Below are 21,463 nucleotides of genomic sequence, written 5' to 3'. Positions count from 1 at the left end.
GCTGCCATGAAACGTACCATCAACTTCATGGGCGTTCGCAATATTGCGTTCGCCGTCACCATGCTTCTTACCGTACTGGCGCTGTTCAGCTGGTTCCATAAAGGGCTCAACTTTGGTCTGGATTTCACCGGCGGTACGCTGATCGAGCTGACTTACGAGCGGCCTGCCGATTTGGGCAAGGTTCGTGAGGAGTTGGCATCTGCCGGTTATCGCGAAGCGATCGTACAAAGCTTTGGCGCGACAACCGACCTGCTGGTTCGGATGCCGGGTGAAGACCCACAGCTGGGTTCGCAAGTTGCCGAAGCGCTACGCAAGAACGGCGCGGATAACCCGGCAACGGTCAAACGCGTAGAGTTCGTCGGCCCTCAAGTGGGTGAGGAGCTGCGGGACCAGGGCGGTATCGGCATGTTGCTGGCCCTGGGCGGCGTACTGATTTATCTGGCGTTCCGCTTTCAGTGGAAGTTCGCGGTCGGTGCGATTATTTCGCTGATCCACGACGTGGTGGTGACGTTGGGGATTCTGTCGTTCTTCCAGGTAACTTTCGACCTGACGGTGCTTGCGGCAGTGTTGGCGATCATTGGCTATTCGCTCAACGACACCATTGTGGTATTCGACCGGGTTCGTGAGAACTTCCGTCTGCTGCGTAAGGCGTCGTTGATCGAGAACATCAACATCTCCACTACTCAGACCTTGCTGCGTACTATCGCAACCTCCGTCTCTACCTTGTTGGCAATCATTGCATTGTGGGTCTTTGGTGGCGACAGCTTGCACGGGTTTTCAGTGGCATTGTTCATTGGTGTGCTAGCCGGTACGTACTCGTCGATTTACATTGCCAACGTGGTGTTGATCTGGCTGAACCTGCGCAGTGAAGACTTACTGCCTCCGGTGGCTACAGAGAAAGTGGACGATCGACCGTAGGATTATTCTTCTACGTCCGTCATCCCAAAAGGCGCGAGTGTTGAACTCGCGCCTTTTTTCATGTTCCAAGGCTGGGAGTAGCGTGAGCAATCGCGTTGAAGATCCTCTGGAGGTTCAAGTGAACAAATCGTTGCTAGTTGGTGCTGTATTGGGTGCTGTCGGCGTGACCGCCGGGGGTGCTGTTGCCACCTATAGCCTCGTTAAAAGCGGTCCTGAGTACGCGGACGTGCTCGCCGTCGAGCCCGTCAAGGAACAGATCAAAACTCCGCGTGAGGTCTGCAAGGATGTAGCGGTGACCCATCGGGCGCCGGTCAAGGATCAACACCAGATTGTAGGTAGCGTGTTGGGGGCTGTGGCGGGTGGTTTGCTGGGTAATCAGGTTGGTGGTGGTAACGGCAAGAAAATCGCAACGGTCGCGGGTGCGGTTGGTGGCGGTTACGCTGGCAACAAGGTTCAGGAAGGCATGCAGAACCGCGATACCTACACCACAACTGAAACCCGCTGCAACACGGTCAACGATATCAGCGACAAGGTCGTTGGCTATAACGTGAAGTACAAATTGAAGGATAAAGTGGGTCAGGTTCGCATGGACCGTGATCCCGGCAGCCAGATCCCGGTCAACAAAGACGGGCAACTGGAATTGAGTCAGGCGGGGCAATAACTCGGCCCGATGTACTGAAAACAACAAAAGCACCTTCGGGTGCTTTTGTTGTTTTGGAAGTTGGCTTTTTTGTGCGTCTTAAGCTTATCGCTTCAGCGAGGCCGGGACGTGTGGGGCGATCGACGTCAGTACGGCTTTGAAACACTTGGTGTTGCCCGCAACGATGTGGCCCTTCTCGAGGAAGTCATGGCCACCGTTGAAGTCGCTGACCAGGCCGCCTGCTTCTTGAATCAGCAGAGCGCCTGCTGCCATGTCCCATTCGGACAGGCCCGACTCCCAGAACGCGTCGAAACGACCGGCTGCCACGTAAGCCAGGTCCAGGCTCGCAGCGCCGGCGCGGCGGATGCCTGCGGTCTGGCCAACAAGGCTGCGGAACATGCCCAGGTAGTTTTCCAGGTTGTCCATCTGGTTGTCGCGGAACGGGAAGCCAGTGCCGAGGAGGGCGCCTTCGAGGCTTTTGCGAGAGCTAACGCGCAGGCGGCGGCCATTGAGCGCGGCACCACGGCCTCGGCTGGCGGTGAATTCTTCCTGGCGGACCGGGTCCAGAACGACGGCGTGCTCCAGACGGCCTCGGTATTTACAGGCAATGCTGACGGCAAAATGCGGTACGCCGCGCACGAAGTTGGTGGTACCGTCCAGAGGGTCGATGATCCACAGGTAGTCAGTGCCTTCGCCGCTGCCTTCATGCAGGCCGCTTTCTTCGCCCAGGATGCCGTGAGTGGGGTAAGCCTTGCGCAGGGCGGTGATGATGCTCTGCTCTGCTGCGCGATCGATTTCGGTTACGTAGTCTTTCGCGTCTTTTTCGTCGACCTTGATGGTATCCAGGCGCTCGATGGAGCGGAAAATCAATTCGCTGGCGCTGCGGGCGGCGCGCAGCGCGATATTCAGCATGGGCTGCATGGATGTATCACCTAGGTCGTTAAAGAGAGCCGAACATTCTATGGGTTATCCCGGATGATTTCCAGCGCGAGTTCCTCTTCGGGCGTTGGGTTGGCCGTCGCCATTGTCATAAAGTGCAGCCTACGGGCTGGGTTCGCTAAGTGGATGCGCTACCGGCGAAGCAAGCGTTCATGGCGTTAATCGGGGTGCTTCTGTAACATTCGCCCCCCATTTCACCTGCTAGTGAGACTTCACCTGTGCTGCAAAATATTCGTGTTGTCCTGGTCGGTACCAGTCATCCGGGAAATATCGGAGGTGCTGCTCGTGCCATGAAAAACATGGGGCTTTCGCGTCTGGTGTTGGTCGATCCAGTGGTTTTTCCTCATCACGAGGCTGATGCGCGAGCTTCAGGTGCCAGTGACATCCTTGAAAATGCGCAAGTAGTAGCAACCCTTGAAGATGCCCTGAATGGTTGCAATCTTGTATTGGGCACCAGTGCGCGGGACCGCCGCATTCCCTGGCCACTGCTGGACCCCCGCGAGGCAGGTATCAAGACTGTGGAACACGCAGCGCTGGGCGAAGAAATCGCCTTGGTGTTTGGGCGCGAATACGCTGGCCTGACCAACGAAGAGCTGCAGCGCTGTCACTATCATGTGCATATCCCGTCAGACCCTGAGTTCAGTTCGCTGAACCTGGCAGCGGCTGTGCAGGTGCTGAGCTATGAGACGCGGATGTCGTGGTTGGCTTCTGATGGGCAGGCCCGCAAGGAGGCAAAGTTCGAGGTGGGGTCGGTGCGCAGTGCCGAGTTGGCAACAATGGATGAGATGGAAAAATTCTATGAGCATCTTGAGTCCACGCTCGTCACCATAGGCTTCCTCGATCCGCAGAAGCCTCGTCATCTGATGGCCAGGTTGCGTCGGCTTTACGGGCGCTCTGCGGTAAACCGATCTGAGATGAGTATATTGCGTGGCATCCTCACCGAAACCCAGAAAACGGCCAACGGTGAGCCCTATAAGCGTAAGGATCAGTGATGTTCGAGCGTCTGCGAGAAGATATTCAAAGTGTGTTTCATCGAGACCCTGCAGCCCGTAATGCGTTCGAGGTGCTGACCTGTTATCCCGGCATGCATGCAATCTGGTTGCATCGATTGTCTCGATGGTTATGGATCAATGGGTTCAAGTGGCCGGCCCGTATGGTGTCGAACTTTGGGCGTTGGTTTACCGGGATTGAAATTCATCCGGGCGCCAAGGTAGGCCGACGTTTTTTCATCGATCACGGTATGGGCATTGTAATTGGCGAGACCGCTGAGATCGGCGATGACGTCACCCTTTATCAAGGCGTTACTCTCGGTGGGACCAGTTGGAACAAAGGCAAGCGTCATCCGACCCTTGAGTCGGGGGTGGTGGTGGGTGCGGGCGCCAAAGTGCTGGGGCCGTTTACGGTCGGTGCAGGTGCGAAAGTAGGTTCCAATGCGGTCGTGACCAAAGCTGTTCCGGCGGGTGCAACAGTGGTGGGAATTCCGGGGAGGATCATCGTCAAGTCTGATGATGAGGCCCACGCTAAGCGCAAGGCCATGGCTGAAAAGCTTGGCTTTGACGCCTATGGTGTCAGCGAGGACATGCCGGACCCCGTAGCCAAGGCCATCGGCCAGTTGCTCGACCATCTGCAGGCGGTCGATGTACGCCTGGAAGATATGGGGAATGCGCTCAAAAAGCTCGGTGGCGATTATCGGGAACAGGAGCTCCCCCAGCTCCATAAAGACGTGTTCGATTGCGTCAAGGATCATGACGAAAGCAAGGCGAGCTGACGGCCGTCAGTGACGAATTTCATGCAAAAAACGCAAATGTGCCAATCGGGTTCTGTATTTGCTATGATGCCGCCGCTATTTTGCGGGTAATCCCGACTATTTCGCTTGGTCTTATAGTTGACTTAAACACTCGGAAATAGCATACTCGCGCTCATTCCGAACCTCCGCGGTACACGTCATGCGACTGACTACAAAAGGCCGATACGCTGTAACTGCCATGCTTGACCTGGCGTTACACGCGCAGCATGGGCCAGTGTCTCTGGCCGATATTTCCGAGCGGCAGGGTATTTCCCTTTCCTACCTTGAGCAGTTGTTCGCCAAGTTGCGGCGCGGCAATCTGGTGTCAAGCGTGCGTGGGCCTGGTGGTGGCTATCAGCTGTCGCGCAGCATGCAAGGTATTCAGGTCGCCCAGGTTATCGATGCGGTGAACGAATCGGTCGATGCCACTCGCTGCCAAGGGCTCGGTGATTGCCATGCTGGCGATACCTGTCTGACCCACCATTTGTGGTGTGACCTCAGCCAGCAGATTCACGAATTTCTAAGCGGTATCAGTCTGGCCGACCTTGTCACTCGCCGTGAGGTACAAGAAGTCGCTCAGCGTCAGGATCAGCGTCGTTGCAACAGCAAGACGCCGCAGCTGGACAAGATTGAAACATCCGCCGTTGAGTGAACGCAGATGAACGCGCGGCGCGCCTGCCCGATAGGAGATATTCAATGAGATTGCCGATTTACCTCGATTATTCCGCGACGACCCCGGTCGACCCGCGTGTTGCGCAGAAAATGAGCGATTGCCTGCTGGTTGACGGAAACTTCGGCAACCCTGCATCGCGTTCGCACGTCTTTGGCTGGAAAGCCGAAGAAGCTGTCGAAAATGCGCGTCGTCAGGTCGCAGACCTGGTCAATGCCGACCCGCGCGAAATTGTCTGGACCTCCGGTGCTACCGAGTCCGACAACCTAGCTATCAAGGGCGCTGCGCATTTTTATGCCACTAAAGGCAAGCACCTGATTACCTCCAAGATCGAGCACAAGGCTGTCCTCGACACCATGCGCCAATTGGAGCGTGAAGGTTTTGAGGTTACCTACCTCGATCCCCGTGAAGATGGTCTGATCACCCCTGCGATGGTTGAAGCCGCCTTGCGTGACGACACCATTCTGGTTTCGATCATGCATGTGAACAACGAAATCGGCACTATCAATGACATTGCTGCCATTGGTGAGCTGACGCGCTCGCGCGGCGTGTTGTTCCATGTCGACGCGGCCCAGTCCACCGGTAAGGCTGAGATCGACCTGGCGGCCCTCAAGGTTGACCTGATGTCCTTCTCTGCTCACAAGACCTACGGTCCAAAAGGCATCGGCGCCTTGTACGTGAGCCGCAAGCCCCGTGTCCGCATCGAAGCGACTATGCACGGCGGCGGTCACGAGCGCGGCATGCGCTCCGGTACGCTGGCGACTCACCAGATCGTTGGTATGGGCGAAGCGTTTCGGATCGCCAAAGAAGAAATGGCCGCAGAGAACGTCCGCATCAAGGCGTTGAGCGATCGTTTCTACAAGCAGGTTGAAAACCTGGAAGAGTTGTATATCAACGGAAGCATGACTTCCCGCGTTCCACACAACCTAAACCTGAGTTTCAACTACGTAGAAGGCGAGTCGCTGATCATGGCACTCAAGGATCTGGCCGTTTCGTCTGGTTCTGCCTGCACCTCGGCTTCCCTTGAGCCTTCGTATGTATTGCGCGCCCTGGGTCGTAACGACGAGCTGGCACACAGCTCGATTCGCTTCACTTTCGGCCGTTTCACCACCGAAGAAGAGATTGATTACGCTGCCCAGAAAGTGTGCGAGGCCGTGACCAAACTGCGTGCCCTGTCGCCGCTGTGGGACATGTACAAAGACGGCGTCGACATCTCCAAGATCGAGTGGGCGGCGCACTAATCTAAAGTCGCCTTCCATGCGAGCCACGTTTGATCAATGGTTAGCGTGGCCCAAAGAGCGGCTCACCTGTTGAGAGGATAAGTATCATGGCTTACAGCGAGAAGGTCATTGACCACTACGAGAACCCGCGCAACGTCGGCAAGATGAACGCGGAAGATCCTGATGTTGGCACCGGCATGGTCGGCGCGCCAGCTTGCGGCGATGTTATGCGTCTGCAAATCAAGGTTAACGATCAGGGCATCATCGAAGACGCCAAGTTCAAGACCTACGGTTGCGGTTCTGCGATCGCTTCCAGTTCCCTGGCAACCGAGTGGATGAAAGGCAAGACTCTGGACGAAGCAGAGACCATCAAAAACACTCAGCTCGCCGAAGAGCTGGCATTGCCACCCGTGAAAATTCACTGCTCGGTACTCGCAGAAGACGCCATCAAGGCTGCGGTTCGCGATTACAAGCAGAAGAAAGGTCTGCTTTAAGCAGTTCTTCACGAAGCCTGCGTTCAGTAACTTTCGTGAAATAAGGAGTTCCGATGGCTATCAGCATGACAGAAGCTGCCGCTAAACATGTGCAGCGTTCCCTTTCGGGCCGCGGCAAGGGTGATGGCGTTCGCCTGGGTGTTCGCACTACAGGTTGTTCCGGTCTGGCTTACGTGCTTGAGTTCGTTGATGAAGCGCAGAGCGAAGACACCGTTTTCGAACTGCACGGCGTCAAAGTGATTGTCGATCCCAAGAGCCTGGTCTACCTCGACGGCACCGAGCTTGATTTCGTCAAGGAAGGGTTGAACGAAGGCTTCAAGTTCAACAATCCTAACTCGCGCGGTGAGTGCGGCTGCGGCGAAAGCTTTAACGTCTGAGGCTTATCGTGGGTACTCCTTGTCATTTCGCTTTATTCGATCTACAGCCGGGATTTCGCGTGGATCTGGATCTGCTGGCGACGCGTTACCGTGAGCTGGCCCGTAGCGTGCATCCAGACCGTTTTGCAGACGCTTCCGAGCGTGAGCAACGCATCGCGCTGGAGCGTTCGGCGAGCCTGAACGACGCCTATCAAACCCTCAAGAGCGCGACCAAAAGGGCCCGTTACTTGTTGGCGATCAAGGGTGGCGAGGTGCCGCTGGAAGTCACCGTGCATGATCCCGATTTTCTTTTGCAGCAGATGCAGTGGCGCGAAGAGCTTGAAGATCTGCAGGACGAGGCTGATCTGGACGGTATCGCGGTGTTCAAGCGTCGATTGAAAGTTGCGCAGGAAGAACTGAATGAAAGCTTCGCGGCCTGTTGGGACGATGCTGCACAACGCGAGCAGGCTGAAAGGCTGATGCGGCGTATGCAGTTCCTCGACAAGCTCTCCTACGAAGTGCGCCAGCTGGAAGAGCGCCTCGACGATTAACCCCGTGCAGTCTATGGCTGCACGCCTGTGAAATCAGAAAAGCAATGGCTCTACTGCAGATCGCCGAACCAGGCCAAAGTCCAAAACCTCACCAGCGCCGCTTGGCCGTCGGGATTGATCTCGGCACTACCAACTCGCTGGTTGCTGCACTGCGCAGCGGTGTCTCCGAACCCTTGGCTGACGCCGATGGTGAGGTCATCCTGCCGTCTGCGGTTCGTTATCACGCTGATCGCGTGGAAGTCGGGCAGTCAGCCAAGACCGCCGCTGCCATCGACCCGCTCAATACCATTATCTCGGTCAAACGCCTGATGGGGCGTGGCATCGCCGACGTCAAGCAATTGGGCGAGCAGCTGCCTTATCGGTTCGTTGGCGGCGAATCTCATATGCCGTTCATTGACACTGTTCAAGGGCCTAAAAGCCCGGTGCAAGTGTCTGCCGATATTCTCAAAGTATTGCGTCAACGCGCTGAAGCGACGTTGGGTGGCGAGCTGGTCGGCGCGGTGATTACGGTGCCAGCGTACTTCGATGACGCACAGCGTCAGGCAACCAAGGATGCGGCCAAGCTGGCCGGGCTTAATGTGTTGCGCTTGCTCAATGAGCCGACAGCCGCAGCCGTCGCCTACGGCCTGGATCAAAACGCCGAAGGCATCGTCGCTATTTATGATCTTGGCGGTGGCACGTTCGATATCTCGATTCTGCGTCTTACTGGCGGAGTGTTCGAGGTCATGTCCACGGGTGGCGACAGCGCACTGGGCGGTGATGATTTCGACCATGCGGTTGCCAGCTGGATCATCAGTGAGGCGGGGCTTTCCGACGACCTCGACCCGTCAGCGCAGCGCAGTTTGTTACAAACTGCGTGTGCTGCAAAAGAAGCGCTGACTGATAGTGATTCAGTCGACGTCGTCCATGGTCAATGGCGGGCGGTCCTGACTCGCGATGCCTTCAATACCCTGATCGAACCCATGATCGCCCGTAGCCTAAAAGCTTGTCGGCGTGCCGTGCGTGATTCCGGTGTCGAGCTGGAGGAAATCCAGGCGGTGGTGATGGTTGGTGGCTCAACCCGAGTGCCGCGTGTTCGCGATGCGGTTGCAGAGTTGTTTGGTCGTCAGCCGCTGACTGAAATCGATCCTGATCAAGTGGTCGCTATCGGTGCGGCGATTCAAGCCGATACACTCGCAGGCAACAAGCGTGACGGTGGCGAGTTGTTGCTGCTGGATGTTATTCCGCTGTCTTTGGGGTTGGAAACCATGGGCGGTCTGATGGAAAAGGTGATTCCACGTAATACCACCATCCCCGTTGCTCGCGCCCAGGACTTCACCACTTATAAAGACGGCCAGTCGGCCATGATGATTCATGTATTGCAGGGCGAGCGTGAATTGATCAGTGACTGCCGCTCGTTGGCGCGCTTCGAATTGCGCGGGATTCCCGCCATGGTCGCCGGAGCCGCGAAAATTCGTGTCACCTTCCAGGTCGACGCCGACGGTCTGCTCAGTGTCGCCGCGCGGGAGCTGGCGTCTGGTGTTGAGTCAAGTATTCAGGTCAAGCCGTCCTACGGTCTGACCGATGGCGAAATCGCCCGCATGCTCAAGGATTCCTTCCAGCACGCCAGCGATGACAAGGTTGCCCGTGTGTTGCGTGAGCAACAAGTGGATGCCGAGCGTTTGCTGGAGGCCGTTCAGGGTGCGCTTGATGCTGACGGTGAGCGGTTGCTCGACGCCGAAGAGCGTCTGGTCATCGATCTGCAGATGGATGAGCTACGTGAATTGGTGAAGGGCACCGACGTTCCGGCCATTGAGCAGCAGACCAAGCGTCTGTCGCAAGTAACCGACGCGTTTGCTGCCCGTCGCCTGGACTCCACGGTGAGAGCCGCACTGGCAGGGCGCAACCTGAATGAGATTGAGGAATAACTGATGCCGCAGATCATTTTTCTGCCCCACGCCGTGCTGTGTCCGGAGGGGCTGGTAGTCGAAGCTGCGCCTGGCACCTCTATTCTTGAAGTTGCTCATGAGCACCATATTGAAATCGAGAGTGCGTGCGGTGGCGTCTGCGCCTGCACCACGTGTCATTGCATCATTCGTGAAGGGTCTGATTCGCTGAATGAGGCTGACGAGCTAGAGGAGGATTTGCTGGACAAGGCCTGGGGGTTGGAGTCCCAATCTCGCTTGTCCTGTCAGGCAGTCGTCGGAAATGAAGACCTGACCGTTGAAATTCCGAAGTATTCGCTCAATCACGCGGCCGAAGCGCCGCACTGATTCAAGGAATTCTCATGAGTCTTAAGTGGGTTGATGTGCAGGAAATCGCGATCCAGCTCGCCGAGCGCCATCCGGATGTCGATCCGCTGTCCGTGAACTTCGTCAAACTACGCAATTTGGTCATCGCATTGCCTGATTTCGACGACGTCCCGGACCGCGGTGGCGAAAAGGTCCTCGAAGCCATTCAAGCCTTGTGGATCGAAGAGGCCGACTAAGCTTCGTAACGTATGCAGTTAGGCATTACCACCAAACCCGCGTATAATTCGCGGGTTTAATTTTTCGCTTTAATCACTGTTTCTGGAGTTACACCATGGCTGTTCAACGTACTTTCTCGATCATCAAGCCTGACGCCGTTGCTAAAAACGTTATCGGAGAGATCACCACCCGTTTTGAAAAAGCCGGTCTGCGTGTTGTGGCTTCGAAGCTGAAGCAGCTGTCCAAGGCCGAAGCAGAAGGTTTCTACGCTGAGCACAGCGCTCGTGGCTTCTTCGGCGATCTGGTTGCCTTCATGATTTCCGGTCCGGTTGTCGTTCAGGTTCTGGAAGGCGAAAACGCCATTGCCCTGAACCGCGAGCTGATGGGCGCTACCAACCCTAAAGAAGCTGCTGCTGGCACCATCCGTGCTGACTTCGCCGATTCCATCGACGCCAACGCTGTTCATGGTTCCGATTCCGAAGCGGCCGCTGCTCGTGAAATCTCGTACTTCTTCGCCGCTACCGAAGTAACCACTCGCTAAGCTTCTGGCCAATGAGTGAGGGTGAATTCATGACAGCATTGACTGGCAAAACAAACCTGTTGGGTCTGACCCAGCCGGAAATGGAAAAATTCTTCGATTCAATCGGAGAAAAGCGCTTCCGCGCCGGTCAGGTAATGAAGTGGATTCACCACTTTGGCGTCGATGATTTCGACGCCATGACGAATGTCAGCAAGGCCTTGCGTGAAAAACTCAAGCGTCAGGCTGAAATTCGCGGTCCTGAAGTCGTCAGCGAGGACATCTCCACCGATGGCACCCGTAAATGGGTGGTTCGCGTTGAGTCCGGCAGCTGCGTGGAGACCGTTTACATCCCTCAGGGTAAGCGCGGCACGTTGTGTGTTTCGTCCCAGGCAGGTTGTGCGCTGGATTGCAGTTTCTGTTCCACCGGCAAGCAAGGCTTCAACAGCAACCTCACCGCCGCCGAAGTAATCGGCCAGGTGTGGATTGCCAACAAATCTTTCGGCAGTGTCCCGGCGACTATCGACCGCGCTATCACCAACGTGGTGATGATGGGGATGGGCGAGCCATTGCTGAACTTCGACAATGTCATCTCCGCCATGCATCTGATGATGGATGACCTGGGTTATGGCATTTCCAAGCGCCGGGTGACGCTGTCTACCTCCGGCGTGGTGCCAATGATCGATGAGCTGTCCAAGCACATCGACGTTTCACTGGCTCTTTCGCTGCACGCGCCGAACGACGCGTTGCGCAACCAGTTGGTACCCATCAACAAGAAGTATCCACTGAAAATGCTGCTCGAATCCTGCCGTCGCTATATGTCGTCGCTGGGTGAGAAACGCGTGTTGACCATTGAGTACACCATGCTCAAGGACATCAACGACAAGGTCGAGCACGCGGTCGAGATGATCGAGCTGCTCAAGGACACGCCTTGCAAGATCAACCTGATTCCATTCAACCCATTCCCCCATTCGGGTTATGAGCGTCCAAGCAATAACGCTATCCGTCGTTTTCAGGATCAGTTGCATCAAGCCGGTTATAACGTCACCGTGCGCACTACGCGCGGTGAGGACATCGATGCCGCCTGTGGCCAGTTGGTCGGGCAGGTCATGGATCGCACTCGTCGCAGTGAGCGCTACATCGCCGTGCGCGAGCTCAGTGCCGAGACCGAAGGGGTTCAGGTCGCCGCGTCCCGTATCTGACCGCGAAAATTGACTGAGAGGATCTCTATGTCCCTGCGCGCTGCGCTGCTGCTGTGTCTTGCCACGTTGCTGGTCGGTTGTGTTTCGTCCGGCAACGTCGATCCGCTGAGTACCAGCAAGGGGCGTGACGAAGCGCGTCAGGCCTATGTGCAATTGGGTTTGGGCTACCTGCAACAAGGTCAAATCGAACGCGCCAAGGCGCCTCTCAAGAACGCACTGGAGCTGGACAGCTCCGATGCCGACGCCAACGCTGCGCTTGCTCTGGTGTTCCAGGCCGAGCAGGAGCCTGAACTGACCGACAAGTATTACGCCAAGGCGTTGTCCTCTCGTCCTAAAGACGCGCGAATCCTCAACAATTACGGCAGTTTTCTTTACGAGCAGAAGCGCTACAAGGAGGCGTATGAACGCTTCCAGCAGGCGGCCACGGATAACCTGTACGCCGAGCGTGCGCGAGTTTTCGAGAACCTGGGCATGACGGCGATGATGCTGGGCGACCGTGAGGCGGCCCGCGAACATTTCACCAAAGCCTTGCGTCTGGACCGCCAGCAACCGCGTTCATTGCTGGAAATGGCTGAGTTGTCTTACGAAGACAGGCATTATGTGCCGTCACGTGACTATTACGACCGTTTTAGCCAACTCAGCGAGCAAAATGCACGTAGTCTGTTGTTGGGGACGCGGTTGGCGAAAATCTATGATGACCGCAACAAGGCCGCCAGTTATGGCCTGCAATTAAAAAGACTCTATCCCGGTACGCCGGAATATCAGCAATACCTGTCGGAGCAATGATGAAAGCGGCGCATCCCGAAGTTGTAGCAGCCACTCGCACCAATCCTGGAGAGACACTGCGCCAGGCTCGCGAGAGCAAAAACTGGTCGCTGCCAGATGTGGCTTTGAGGTTGAACCTCACCGTGACTTCCTTGAGCAATCTGGAAACAGGTGATTTCGACAAACTGCCTGGGCATACATTTGCTCGAGGCTACATCCGCGCGTACGCAAAACTGCTGGATCTGGATCAGGCCGTACTGGTCAGCCAGTTCGACCAGTACACAGGTACCGACGGCAAAGGCAGCAACGTGCATGCATTGGGCCGTATCGAAGAGCCTGTGCGCCTGTCCCACAACATTTTGCGTATCGTCAGCCTGCTGCTGTTGGTTGCCTTGGTCGGCGGCGGTTTCCTCTGGTGGCAGGATCAGGCCGCGATGCGAGGGAAGGACCAAACCAGCATCGGCATGGAGCATGTCGAAGTCGAAAGCGCCGATGGCACCACTCAAATCCATCCGCTGGACGAGCCTGAAGATCAGGCGGTTGCGGACTCGCAGAACGGCAACTCCGCGCCGCTGCCATTGAACAATGACGAACCGGCGGTCCAAGCACCCGCTACGGCGCCTGTTGCACCATCGACTCCGCTGCCCGCAGCTGCGCCTGCTCGCGGCGTAACGCCAGCCGTGCCAGCGCATACAGCGCCTGTGCCTGCCCTTGCGCCTGCTCCAGCTCCCGCTTCACCAGTGCCCGCATCTGCAGCGCCTGTTGACGTTGCGCCTGTTGCTGCCGGTGCAGGCCAGGTCCAGGTGCAGTTCACTGCCGACTGCTGGGCTCAGGTCACAGACGGTAATGGCAAAGTGCTTACCAGTGGATTGAAGCGCAAGGGCGACAGCATCGACGTCAGTGGCAAACCTCCTTTTACCCTGCGTCTTGGCTTCGCTCGTGGCGCGCAGGTGAGTTACAACGGCCAGCCGGTAGATGTCGCACCTTTCACCAGTGGCGAAACTGTTCGCCTGAAGCTAGGGCAATAAGTCATGCACGGCGAATCACCGATCAAGCGTCGCGAATCTCGTAAAATCTGGGTCGGCTCCGTACCGGTCGGCGGTGACGCGCCGATTGCAGTGCAGAGCATGACCAACAGCGACACCAATGACGTCGCGGCTACCGTGGCGCAGATCAACCGCCTTGAAGCTGCCGGCGTGGATATCGTGCGTGTTTCCGTGCCAGACATGGATGCTGCCGAAGCGTTTGGCCGGATCAAACAGCTGGTGAAGGTCCCGTTGGTCGCCGATATTCACTTCGATTACAAAATCGCATTACGCGTCGCCGAACTGGGGGTTGATTGCTTGCGCATCAACCCTGGCAATATCGGTCGCGAAGACCGCGTGCGCGCGGTGGTTGATGCCGCGCGTGATCGTGGCATTCCGATTCGCATCGGAGTGAACGCCGGCTCATTGGAAAAAGACCTGCAGAAGAAGTACGGCGAGCCAACGCCGGCTGCGCTGGTCGAGTCCGCATTGCGTCATGTCGAGCATCTGGATCGCCTAGATTTCCAAGACTTCAAGGTCAGCGTCAAGGCTTCCGATGTGTTCATGGCCGTTGCAGCCTACCGTCTGCTGGCCAAACAAATTGTGCAACCGCTGCACCTGGGCATCACCGAAGCCGGTGGTTTGCGTTCAGGCACAGTGAAATCGGCCGTCGGCCTAGGTATGCTGCTCGCCGAAGGCATTGGCGATACCATCCGCATCTCTCTGGCTGCCGATCCAGTCGAAGAAGTGAAAGTCGGTTACGACATCCTCAAGTCCCTGCATTTGCGCTCGCGTGGCATCAACTTCATCGCTTGCCCGAGCTGCTCGCGGCAGAACTTCGATGTGGTCAAGACCATGAACGAACTCGAAGGGCGGCTTGAAGACCTGCTGGTTCCGCTGGATGTAGCGGTGATCGGGTGCGTAGTGAACGGTCCTGGCGAAGCCAAAGAGGCGCATGTCGGCCTGACTGGCGGTACGCCGAACCTGATCTACATCGACGGCAAACCGTCGCAAAAGTTGACCAACGATAATCTGGTGGATGAGCTTGAACGCTTGATCCGTCAGAGAGCGGCCGAGAAGGTCGAGGCCGAAGCCGCCTTGATCTTACGTAGCTGACAGCGCCGCCAACCCGTTTCTAAGGATTATTTGTGAGTAAGTCTCTGCAAGCCATTCGTGGCATGAACGACATCCTGCCGGACCAGACGCCATTGTGGCGCTACTTTGAAGGCACCGTCTCGCGCCTGCTGGATAACTACGGTTATCGCCAGATTCGCATGCCTATCGTCGAGTTCACGGAGTTGTTCAAACGCTCCATTGGCGAAGTGACTGACATCGTCGAAAAAGAGATGTACACCTTCGCCGACCGCAACGGCGACTCCCTGACCTTGCGTCCGGAGGGCACTGCGGCCTGTGTCCGCGCGGTGTTGGAACATGGCATCACCGGTGGCGGACAGGTTCAGAAACTCTGGTACATCGGGCCGATGTTCCGTCACGAGCGCCCTCAAAAAGGCCGTTATCGTCAGTTCCACCAGATCGGTTGTGAAGTGTTCAACCTCGAAGGTCCGGATATCGACGCTGAGTTGATCGTGCTGACCTGGCGCTTGTGGGGCCTGCTGGGCATTCGCAATGCCGTCAAGCTTGAGCTCAACAGTCTGGGCACCAGCGAGGCGCGTGCGCGTTATCGCGATGCGTTGGTCGAGTTTCTTTCCGCCCGGCTGGATCAGTTGGACGAAGACAGCCAGCGCCGTTTAAAAACCAACCCGCTGCGCGTGCTAGACACCAAGCACCCTGAGACTCAGGCTGTGCTGGTCGACGCACCGAAGCTGGCAGATTATCTGGACGACGAATCGCGTATTCACTTTGACGGATTGAAAGCCCGTCTGGACGCCGCTGGCATCCCATACGTGATCAACCCGAAGCTGGTTCGTGGCCTGGATTATTACAGCAAGACCGTTTTCGAATGGGTGACCGATCAGTTAGGTGCTCAGGGCACTGTGTGTGCGGGCGGCCGTTATGATGGTCTGGTTGAGCAGATGGGCGGCAAGCCGACATCGGGCGTTGGTTTCGCCATGGGCATCGAACGCCTGGTATTGCTCCTTGAAACATTGGAGCAGGTGCCGGAAGAAATCTCGCGCACGGTCGATGTTTACGTGTGTGCCTTCGGTGAAGCTGCCGAGTTGGCCGCGTTGACATTATCCGAGCGTCTGCGTGATCAGGCACCGAGCCTGCGTCTGCAAGTCAACGCTGGCGCCGGTAGCTTCAAGAGCCAGTTCAAGAAAGCCGACAAAAGCGGCGCGCTGTATGCGCTGATACTGGGCGACGAAGAACTGGCGCGCAAGGAAGTCGGCGTCAAGCCTTTGCGCGGTCAGGGAGAACAACAAAATATTGCCTGGGATGCTCTGTCCGAGCACCTGGCCACCTGCGTCGTGCAGGGCTGAAGCTGATAAACAGCCGATTTAGCGAATAGGAGTATTGGGGTGTCGAGTACCGATGATGAACAGCTGGTGGCGGCTAAGGACTGGTGGCAGCGTAATGGCAAGCCTCTGGTAACTGGCGGTCTCCTCGCGCTGATCGTGGTGGTGGGCTGGCAAGCCTGGCAAAAGTATCAGACCAATCAGTCGCAAGGTGCTTCGGCGCTCTATCAGCAATTGCTGGAAACCGCGCTGACGCCAAGTGGTCAGGCTGACGCGGGCCGTGTGGCTGAAATCGCCGGCAAGCTGAAAAGCGACTTCGGTGGCTCTGCTTATGCTCAGTACGGCAGCCTGTTCGTTGCCAGGGTGGCGGTGGACACTGGCAAGCTGGATGATGCGGTCTCCGAGCTGAAGGGCGTGACTGACAAACCCGCCAATCCAACGCTTGGTGAAATTGCTCGTCAGCGTCTGGCGCGTGTTCTGGCTGCTCAAAACAAGCCTGAAGACGCTTTGAAGCTGCTCGACGGTCAAGCCGACAAGGCGTTCCTGGCCAGTCGTGAAGAACTGCGTGGTGATCTGCTGGTTCAGTTGGGTCGCACTGACGATGCACATGCCGCCTACCAAAAAGCCAAGGCCGCGCTGTCGCAAGAAGCAGCGGTTGGTGGTCTACAAATGAAGCTCGACGATCTGGCGAAAGGGGATGCGTGACGTGATTCGTTGGAAACATGCAGCATTGCTGGCTCTGGCCGTTTTGGCCGCGGGTTGCAGCAGTAACAGCAAAAAGGAATTACCTCCGGCCGAGCTGACCGACTTCAAAGAAGAAGTTGTTCTGCAAAAGCAATGGAGCCGCTCGATCGGTGACGGACAGGGCGACACCTACAACATGCTGATCCCGGCTATCGACGGCGAGAATATATACGCCGCCGATACCACCGGTATCGTCATGTCGGTCAATCGCTCCAGCGGCGATGTGGTCTGGAAGAAAGAGCTCGAAAAACCAGTCTCCGGCGCCGTGGGCGTTGGCTTCGGCGTGGTCATGGTCGGTACCCTGAAAGGCGAAGTGATCGTTCTCGACGAGTCCACTGGCGAAGAAAAGTGGCACGCCCGTGTGACCAGTGAAGTCTTGGCCGCATCCGCGACCAATGGTGATGTGGTCGTGGTTCAGACCCAGGATGACCGTGTGATCGGCTTCGACGCCGCCACGGGTACCCAGCGTTGGATTTACGAAAGCACCCCGGCGGTTCTCACCCTGCGTGGCACCGGTGCGCCGATTGTCACCAACCACTTGGCGGTCGCGGGCCTGTCGACGGGTAAAGTCGTTGCGCTCGATACCACCAATGGCGTTCCGGTGTGGGAGCAGCGTGTAGCGATTCCACAAGGTCGTTCAGAGCTGGATCGTGTGGTTGATATCGACGGTGGTCTGTTGCTTTCAGGCAGTACGCTGTACGTCGCGACTTACCAAGGTCGTGTTGCTGGGCTGGAGCTGGAAAGCGGTCGTGTTCTCTGGCAGCGTGATGCGTCGAGCTATTCTGGCGTCGCTCAAGGTTTCGGCAGCGTGTATGTAAGCTTGGCCAACGGCACTGTTGAAGGCATTGACGAGCGTTCATCGACCGCATTGTGGAGCAACGATTCGCTGGCTCGTCGTCAACTCGGCGCGCCAGAGGTGTTCTCCAGCTATGTCGCGGTGGGTGACATGGAAGGCTATCTGCATTTGCTGAGTCAGGTCGATGGTCATTTCGTTGCCCGCGAACGTATCGATAGCGACGGTCTGCGCGCACGTCCACTGGTATCTGGCAACACCATTTACGTCTTTGGCAACAGCGGCAAGCTGGAAGCACTGACGATCAAGTAATGGCTGTCTATGCTAGAGGGGCTTGCAGTGAGGAGTCCCGCTGGCAGCCTTGCTCCGGCAAGGTTCGCGACACCTTGAGTGTCGCTCCGAACTCCGGCCGCTGCCTTGCAGCGGCTTTTGTATTTTCTGAAATAACGAAGTGGAGAGCCGCATGGTTCCCGTAATCGCCCTGGTGGGTCGACCGAACGTCGGCAAGTCCACCTTGTTCAACCGCCTGACCAGGACTCGTGACGCCATCGTCGGCGACTTGTCCGGTCTGACCCGTGATCGCCAATACGGTGAGGCCAAGTGGCAAGGGCGTAGCTACATTCTGATCGACACCGGTGGTATTTCCGGTGACGAGCACGGTATGGACGAAAAGATGGCCGAGCAGTCTCTGCTGGCCATCGAAGAAGCCGACGTGGTGCTGTTCCTTGTCGATGCGAAGGCCGGTTTCACCGCGGCTGACCAAATGATCGGCGAGCACCTGCGCAAACGTAACAAGACTTCGTACGTCGTTGCCAACAAGGTCGACAATATTGACCCTGAACTGGCGCGTGCGGAGTTCAGCCCGTTGGGCATGGGCGACGCGATCCCGGTCGCTGGTGCTCATGGTCGCGGTATTACTCAGATGCTGGAAATCGCGCTGAGCTCATTCCCGAAAGATGACGACGAACAAGACGGTGAGCCGGAGGACGTTGCTGAAGGCGAAGAAGCCAAGCGCATCCCTGGCCCGAGCGAGAAAGATGGCATCAAGATCGCCATCATCGGTCGTCCCAACGTGGGTAAATCGACGCTGGTCAACCGCATGCTCGGCGAGGACCGTGTCATCGTCTATGACGAGCCGGGTACCACGCGCGACAGTATCTATATCCCGTTCGAGCGTAACGATGAGAAGTACACGCTGATCGACACCGCCGGTGTGCGCAAGCGCGGCAAGATCCACGAGGAAGTCGAAAAATTCTCGGTGGTGAAGACCCTGCAGGCGATCAAAGACGCCAACGTCGTGATCTTCGTGATGGACGCCCGCGAAGGCGTCGTCGACCACGACCTGAACCTGCTGGGCTTCGCACTTGAAGCCGGTCGTGCGCTGGTTATTGCACTGAACAAGTGGGACGGCATGGTGCCGAGCGAGCGTGATTACGTGAAGACCGAGCTTGAACGCCGGTTGTTCTTCGTCGACTTCGCCGATATCCACTTTATCTCGGCGCTGCACGGTACTGGCGTGGGCAACCTGTATCAATCGGTGCAGAACTCATTCAAGTCTGCTGTGACGCGTTGGCCGACCAACCGCCTGACGCAGATTCTTGAGGACGCTGTCGGCGAGCACGCTCCGCCGATGGTTGGCAGCCGCCGCATCAAGTTGCGTTACGCGCACTTGGGTGGTGCCAACCCGCCGCTGATCGTGATTCACGGTAATCAGGTCGAAAAAGTACCCAAATCCTACGTCCGCTATCTGGAAAACACCTACCGCCGCGTCTTGAAGCTAGTCGGTACGCCGATTCGCATTGAATTCAAAGGTGGCGAGAACCCGTACGAAGGCAACAAAAACACGCTTACTGACCGTCAGGTCAACAAGAAGCGCCGGATGATGTCGCACCATAAGAAAGCTGAGAAGCGGCGCAAGGATAAGCGTTGATTCGGTAACAGGCTTTTTCATCAAAAGGCGCTAATGGCGCCTTTTTTTGTGCGTCGGGTATGGGCTATTCTGCGAGTCCCCGTGCCGTCCAGGAGCCGGGCGTGGAGCAGGAACCCCTATGATCACCAGTAAATTGCCGAACGTTGGCACCACCATCTTTACCGTGATGTCCCAGCTTGCAGCCGAAACCGGCGCGATCAACCTTTCTCAGGGGTTTCCTGATTTCGACGGCCCGGACGCGTTGCGCGAGGCACTCTGCCGTCACACCATGGACGGCCACAACCAATACGCACCGATGACAGGTCTACCTGCGTTGCGTGAGCAAGTGGCGGCCAAAATCGCCCGCTCTTATGGCCGTCAGGTCAACGCTGATACTGAAGTGACCATTACTCCTGGCGCGACCCACGGGATTTTCTGTGCAATCCAGACAGTGGTGCGGGCGGGGGATGAGGTCATTGTGTTTGACCCCAGTTATGACAGCTACGAGCCGTCGGTCATATTGGCAGGTGGACGCTGTGTACACGTTCAACTGAAGGACGAGGATTTTTCCATTGACTGGGAAAAACTCAGCTCTGCCCTGAGCCCACGCACGCGCATGATCATCATCAACAGCCCGCACAACCCCAGCGGTGCGCTGATTACCCGTAGTGAACTGGACCAGTTGGCTGCGCTGATTAGAGATCGCGACATCTACCTGGTCAGCGACGAAGTCTACGAACATCTGGTGTTCGATGGGGTGAAGCACGCCAGCGTTCTGGCCCATGAAGAGCTTTATCAGCGCGCTTTTGTGGTCAGCTCGTTCGGCAAGACTTACCACGTGACGGGTTGGAAAACCGGTTACCTTGTGGCACCGCCTGTATTGACGGCAGAGATGCGCAAGATTCACCAGTTCGTTGCGTTTTGCGGTGTGACGCCGCTGCAATGGGCGCTGGCGGATTTCATGGCCGAGTTTCCCCAACACGTAGAAGAGCTGCCAGCGTTCTATCAGGCCAAGCGTGATTTCTTCTGCAATCAATTGGAGTCGTCGCGCTTTACTTTCAACCGCGTGGGCGGCACCTACTTCCAGACTGTCGATTACTCACAGATTCGCCCAGATTTGAATGACGTCGACATGTCGTTGTGGATGACGCGTGAGCATGGCGTTGCCAGCATTCCGATTTCGGTCTTTTATCAGACTCCACCTGAAGGCAAGCATCTGATCCGACTATGCTTTGCCAAACGTGAGGAAACGCTGCGTCAGGCAGCGGAAAAACTATGCGCGATCTAAGTTCGCTGCCCAATCTCAACCTGGCGTTGGTGCAAACCACCTTGGCCTGGCATGACTGCCCAGCCAATCATGCTCATTTCGACGAACTGTTGGCGGAGGTGGAGGAGGTTGATCTGGTGATCCTGCCGGAGATGTTCACCACCGGCTTCTCGATGCAGTCCGAAAAGCTGGCCGAGCCTGAGCAAGGCGTGACCCGCACGTGGATGCTGGCTCATGCCAAACGTCTGAATGCTGTGCTCACTGGTAGCGTCATCATTCGCGCGCAGGACGGCAGTTACCGTAATCGCTTGTTGTGGGCGCGCCCCGATGGCGAACTGTTGTATTACGACAAACGTCATCTGTTTCGTATGGCGGGTGAGCATGAGCATTACACCCCCGGCGAGCGTCAGGTGCAGTTCGAACTCAAAGGTTGGCGAATCCGTCCGTTAATCTGTTACGACCTGCGTTTTCCGGTCTGGAGTCGCGACGCGCAAAACACTGATCTGTTGCTGTACACCGCTAATTGGCCAGGCGCACGCCGCCTGCACTGGAACCGCTTGCTGCCTGCGCGCGCGATTGAAAACCTGTGCTACGTGGCGGCGGTCAACCGTATCGGTACTGACGGCAAGGGCTTCGCGTACGCAGGCGATAGTCAGGTCCTGGATTTTCAGGGCGAGAGCCTGCTAAACGTTGGTGCGGCCGATGGGGTGTTTCAGGTCAGTCTATCGGCGGACAGCCTGGCGGCTTACCGGAGCAAATTCCCGGCATGTCTCGACGCTGATACATTCGAGATACAGTAATGCAAT

24 protein-coding genes are annotated in these 21,463 nt (G+C 56.9%); 23 read left to right on the top strand and 1 reads right to left on the bottom strand.

Going from position 1 to position 21,463, the window contains the following annotated elements; translation table 11 throughout:
* Positions 1-6: 6 nt before the first annotated feature.
* Positions 7-918: a protein translocase subunit SecF gene (gene secF, locus VGC62_RS04905; RefSeq protein WP_331185941.1), complete on the top strand. Its 912-nt coding sequence runs from the start codon at positions 7-9 to the stop codon at positions 916-918.
* A 118-nt stretch (positions 919-1,036) separates the two neighbouring features.
* Positions 1,037-1,579 carry a glycine zipper 2TM domain-containing protein gene (locus VGC62_RS04900; RefSeq protein ID WP_331185951.1) on the top strand — a complete coding sequence of 181 codons (543 nt, stop codon included), beginning with the start codon at positions 1,037-1,039 and terminating at the stop codon, positions 1,577-1,579.
* A gap of 84 nt (positions 1,580-1,663) precedes the next feature.
* Here VGC62_RS04900 and suhB read toward each other — a convergent pair whose 3' ends face one another.
* Positions 1,664-2,479 (bottom strand): inositol-phosphate phosphatase, encoded by an 816-nt coding sequence (gene suhB, locus VGC62_RS04895; RefSeq protein WP_331185940.1) that lies wholly within the window; start codon positions 2,477-2,479, stop codon positions 1,664-1,666.
* A gap of 236 nt (positions 2,480-2,715) precedes the next feature.
* Between suhB and trmJ the strand changes: the two genes are divergently transcribed.
* The 21 genes from trmJ to VGC62_RS04790 all read left to right on the top strand — a co-directional run bounded on the left by trmJ (position 2,716) and on the right by VGC62_RS04790 (position 21,457).
* Entirely contained in the window at positions 2,716-3,489 is a 774-nt protein-coding gene (gene trmJ, locus VGC62_RS04890) for a tRNA (cytosine(32)/uridine(32)-2'-O)-methyltransferase TrmJ (protein WP_331185939.1), read from the top strand.
* Positions 3,489-4,265 carry a serine O-acetyltransferase gene (gene cysE, locus VGC62_RS04885; protein ID WP_331185938.1) on the top strand — a complete coding sequence of 259 codons (777 nt, stop codon included), beginning with the start codon at positions 3,489-3,491 and terminating at the stop codon, positions 4,263-4,265. The genes trmJ and cysE overlap by 1 nt, the downstream gene beginning before the upstream one ends.
* 178 nt (positions 4,266-4,443) lie before the next feature.
* Positions 4,444-4,935, top strand: a complete 492-nt coding sequence (iscR, locus tag VGC62_RS04880; protein WP_331185937.1) for a Fe-S cluster assembly transcriptional regulator IscR — start codon at positions 4,444-4,446, stop codon at positions 4,933-4,935.
* Between the two features lie 44 nt (positions 4,936-4,979).
* The gene (locus VGC62_RS04875) at positions 4,980-6,194 is read left to right on the top strand and encodes an IscS subfamily cysteine desulfurase (protein WP_331185936.1); all 1,215 of its coding nucleotides are present in this window, start codon (positions 4,980-4,982) and stop codon (positions 6,192-6,194) included.
* Between the two features lie 86 nt (positions 6,195-6,280).
* Positions 6,281-6,667 carry a Fe-S cluster assembly scaffold IscU gene (iscU, locus tag VGC62_RS04870; protein ID WP_331185935.1) on the top strand — a complete coding sequence of 129 codons (387 nt, stop codon included), beginning with the start codon at positions 6,281-6,283 and terminating at the stop codon, positions 6,665-6,667.
* A 53-nt stretch (positions 6,668-6,720) separates the two neighbouring features.
* Positions 6,721-7,044, top strand: a complete 324-nt coding sequence (gene iscA / locus VGC62_RS04865) for an iron-sulfur cluster assembly protein IscA (protein WP_331185934.1) — start codon at positions 6,721-6,723, stop codon at positions 7,042-7,044.
* A gap of 8 nt (positions 7,045-7,052) precedes the next feature.
* Complete coding sequence (hscB, locus tag VGC62_RS04860) at positions 7,053-7,574, top strand: co-chaperone HscB (protein ID WP_331185933.1); 522 nt, start codon at positions 7,053-7,055, stop codon at positions 7,572-7,574.
* A 44-nt stretch (positions 7,575-7,618) separates the two neighbouring features.
* Positions 7,619-9,481, top strand: coding sequence for a Fe-S protein assembly chaperone HscA (gene hscA / locus VGC62_RS04855; protein WP_331185932.1), 1,863 nt, complete (start codon positions 7,619-7,621; stop codon positions 9,479-9,481).
* A 3-nt stretch (positions 9,482-9,484) separates the two neighbouring features.
* Entirely contained in the window at positions 9,485-9,826 is a 342-nt protein-coding gene (gene fdx / locus VGC62_RS04850) for an ISC system 2Fe-2S type ferredoxin (protein WP_331185931.1), read from the top strand.
* A gap of 14 nt (positions 9,827-9,840) precedes the next feature.
* Positions 9,841-10,041: a Fe-S cluster assembly protein IscX gene (gene iscX / locus VGC62_RS04845; RefSeq protein WP_331185930.1), complete on the top strand. Its 201-nt coding sequence runs from the start codon at positions 9,841-9,843 to the stop codon at positions 10,039-10,041.
* Between the two features lie 95 nt (positions 10,042-10,136).
* Positions 10,137-10,562, top strand: a complete 426-nt coding sequence (gene ndk / locus VGC62_RS04840) for a nucleoside-diphosphate kinase (RefSeq protein ID WP_007916882.1) — start codon at positions 10,137-10,139, stop codon at positions 10,560-10,562.
* Positions 10,563-10,591: 29 nt separating this feature from the next.
* On the top strand, positions 10,592-11,740 hold the full coding sequence (gene rlmN, locus VGC62_RS04835; RefSeq protein WP_331185929.1) for a 23S rRNA (adenine(2503)-C(2))-methyltransferase RlmN: 1,149 nt from the start codon (positions 10,592-10,594) through the stop codon (positions 11,738-11,740).
* 27 nt (positions 11,741-11,767) lie between these two features.
* A complete protein-coding gene (gene pilW / locus VGC62_RS04830) occupies positions 11,768-12,526 on the top strand; it encodes a type IV pilus biogenesis/stability protein PilW (RefSeq protein ID WP_331185928.1) in 759 nt (252 codons plus the stop codon).
* Positions 12,526-13,533, top strand: coding sequence for a RodZ family helix-turn-helix domain-containing protein (locus VGC62_RS04825; RefSeq protein ID WP_331185927.1), 1,008 nt, complete (start codon positions 12,526-12,528; stop codon positions 13,531-13,533). The genes pilW and VGC62_RS04825 overlap by 1 nt, the downstream gene beginning before the upstream one ends.
* A gap of 3 nt (positions 13,534-13,536) precedes the next feature.
* Positions 13,537-14,646 (top strand): flavodoxin-dependent (E)-4-hydroxy-3-methylbut-2-enyl-diphosphate synthase, encoded by a 1,110-nt coding sequence (gene ispG, locus VGC62_RS04820; RefSeq protein ID WP_331185926.1) that lies wholly within the window; start codon positions 13,537-13,539, stop codon positions 14,644-14,646.
* A gap of 32 nt (positions 14,647-14,678) precedes the next feature.
* Positions 14,679-15,968, top strand: a complete 1,290-nt coding sequence (gene hisS, locus VGC62_RS04815; RefSeq protein WP_331185925.1) for a histidine--tRNA ligase — start codon at positions 14,679-14,681, stop codon at positions 15,966-15,968.
* A 39-nt stretch (positions 15,969-16,007) separates the two neighbouring features.
* A complete protein-coding gene (locus VGC62_RS04810) occupies positions 16,008-16,649 on the top strand; it encodes a tetratricopeptide repeat protein (protein WP_331185924.1) in 642 nt (213 codons plus the stop codon).
* Positions 16,642-17,793: an outer membrane protein assembly factor BamB gene (gene bamB / locus VGC62_RS04805; RefSeq protein WP_331185923.1), complete on the top strand. Its 1,152-nt coding sequence runs from the start codon at positions 16,642-16,644 to the stop codon at positions 17,791-17,793. Before VGC62_RS04810 ends, bamB begins: the two co-directional genes overlap by 8 nt.
* 151 nt (positions 17,794-17,944) lie before the next feature.
* A complete protein-coding gene (gene der / locus VGC62_RS04800; protein WP_331185922.1) occupies positions 17,945-19,411 on the top strand; it encodes a ribosome biogenesis GTPase Der in 1,467 nt (488 codons plus the stop codon).
* 118 nt (positions 19,412-19,529) lie between these two features.
* Complete coding sequence (locus tag VGC62_RS04795) at positions 19,530-20,678, top strand: pyridoxal phosphate-dependent aminotransferase (RefSeq protein ID WP_331185921.1); 1,149 nt, start codon at positions 19,530-19,532, stop codon at positions 20,676-20,678.
* Complete coding sequence (locus VGC62_RS04790; RefSeq protein ID WP_331185920.1) at positions 20,666-21,457, top strand: amidohydrolase; 792 nt, start codon at positions 20,666-20,668, stop codon at positions 21,455-21,457. Before VGC62_RS04795 ends, VGC62_RS04790 begins: the two co-directional genes overlap by 13 nt.
* Positions 21,458-21,463 lie beyond the last annotated feature (6 nt).

It is taken from the genome of Pseudomonas sp. (genome assembly GCF_036404235.1).
Taxonomy (GTDB): domain Bacteria; phylum Pseudomonadota; class Gammaproteobacteria; order Pseudomonadales; family Pseudomonadaceae; genus Aquipseudomonas.
This window is presented reverse-complemented; position numbering and strand designations above follow the sequence as displayed.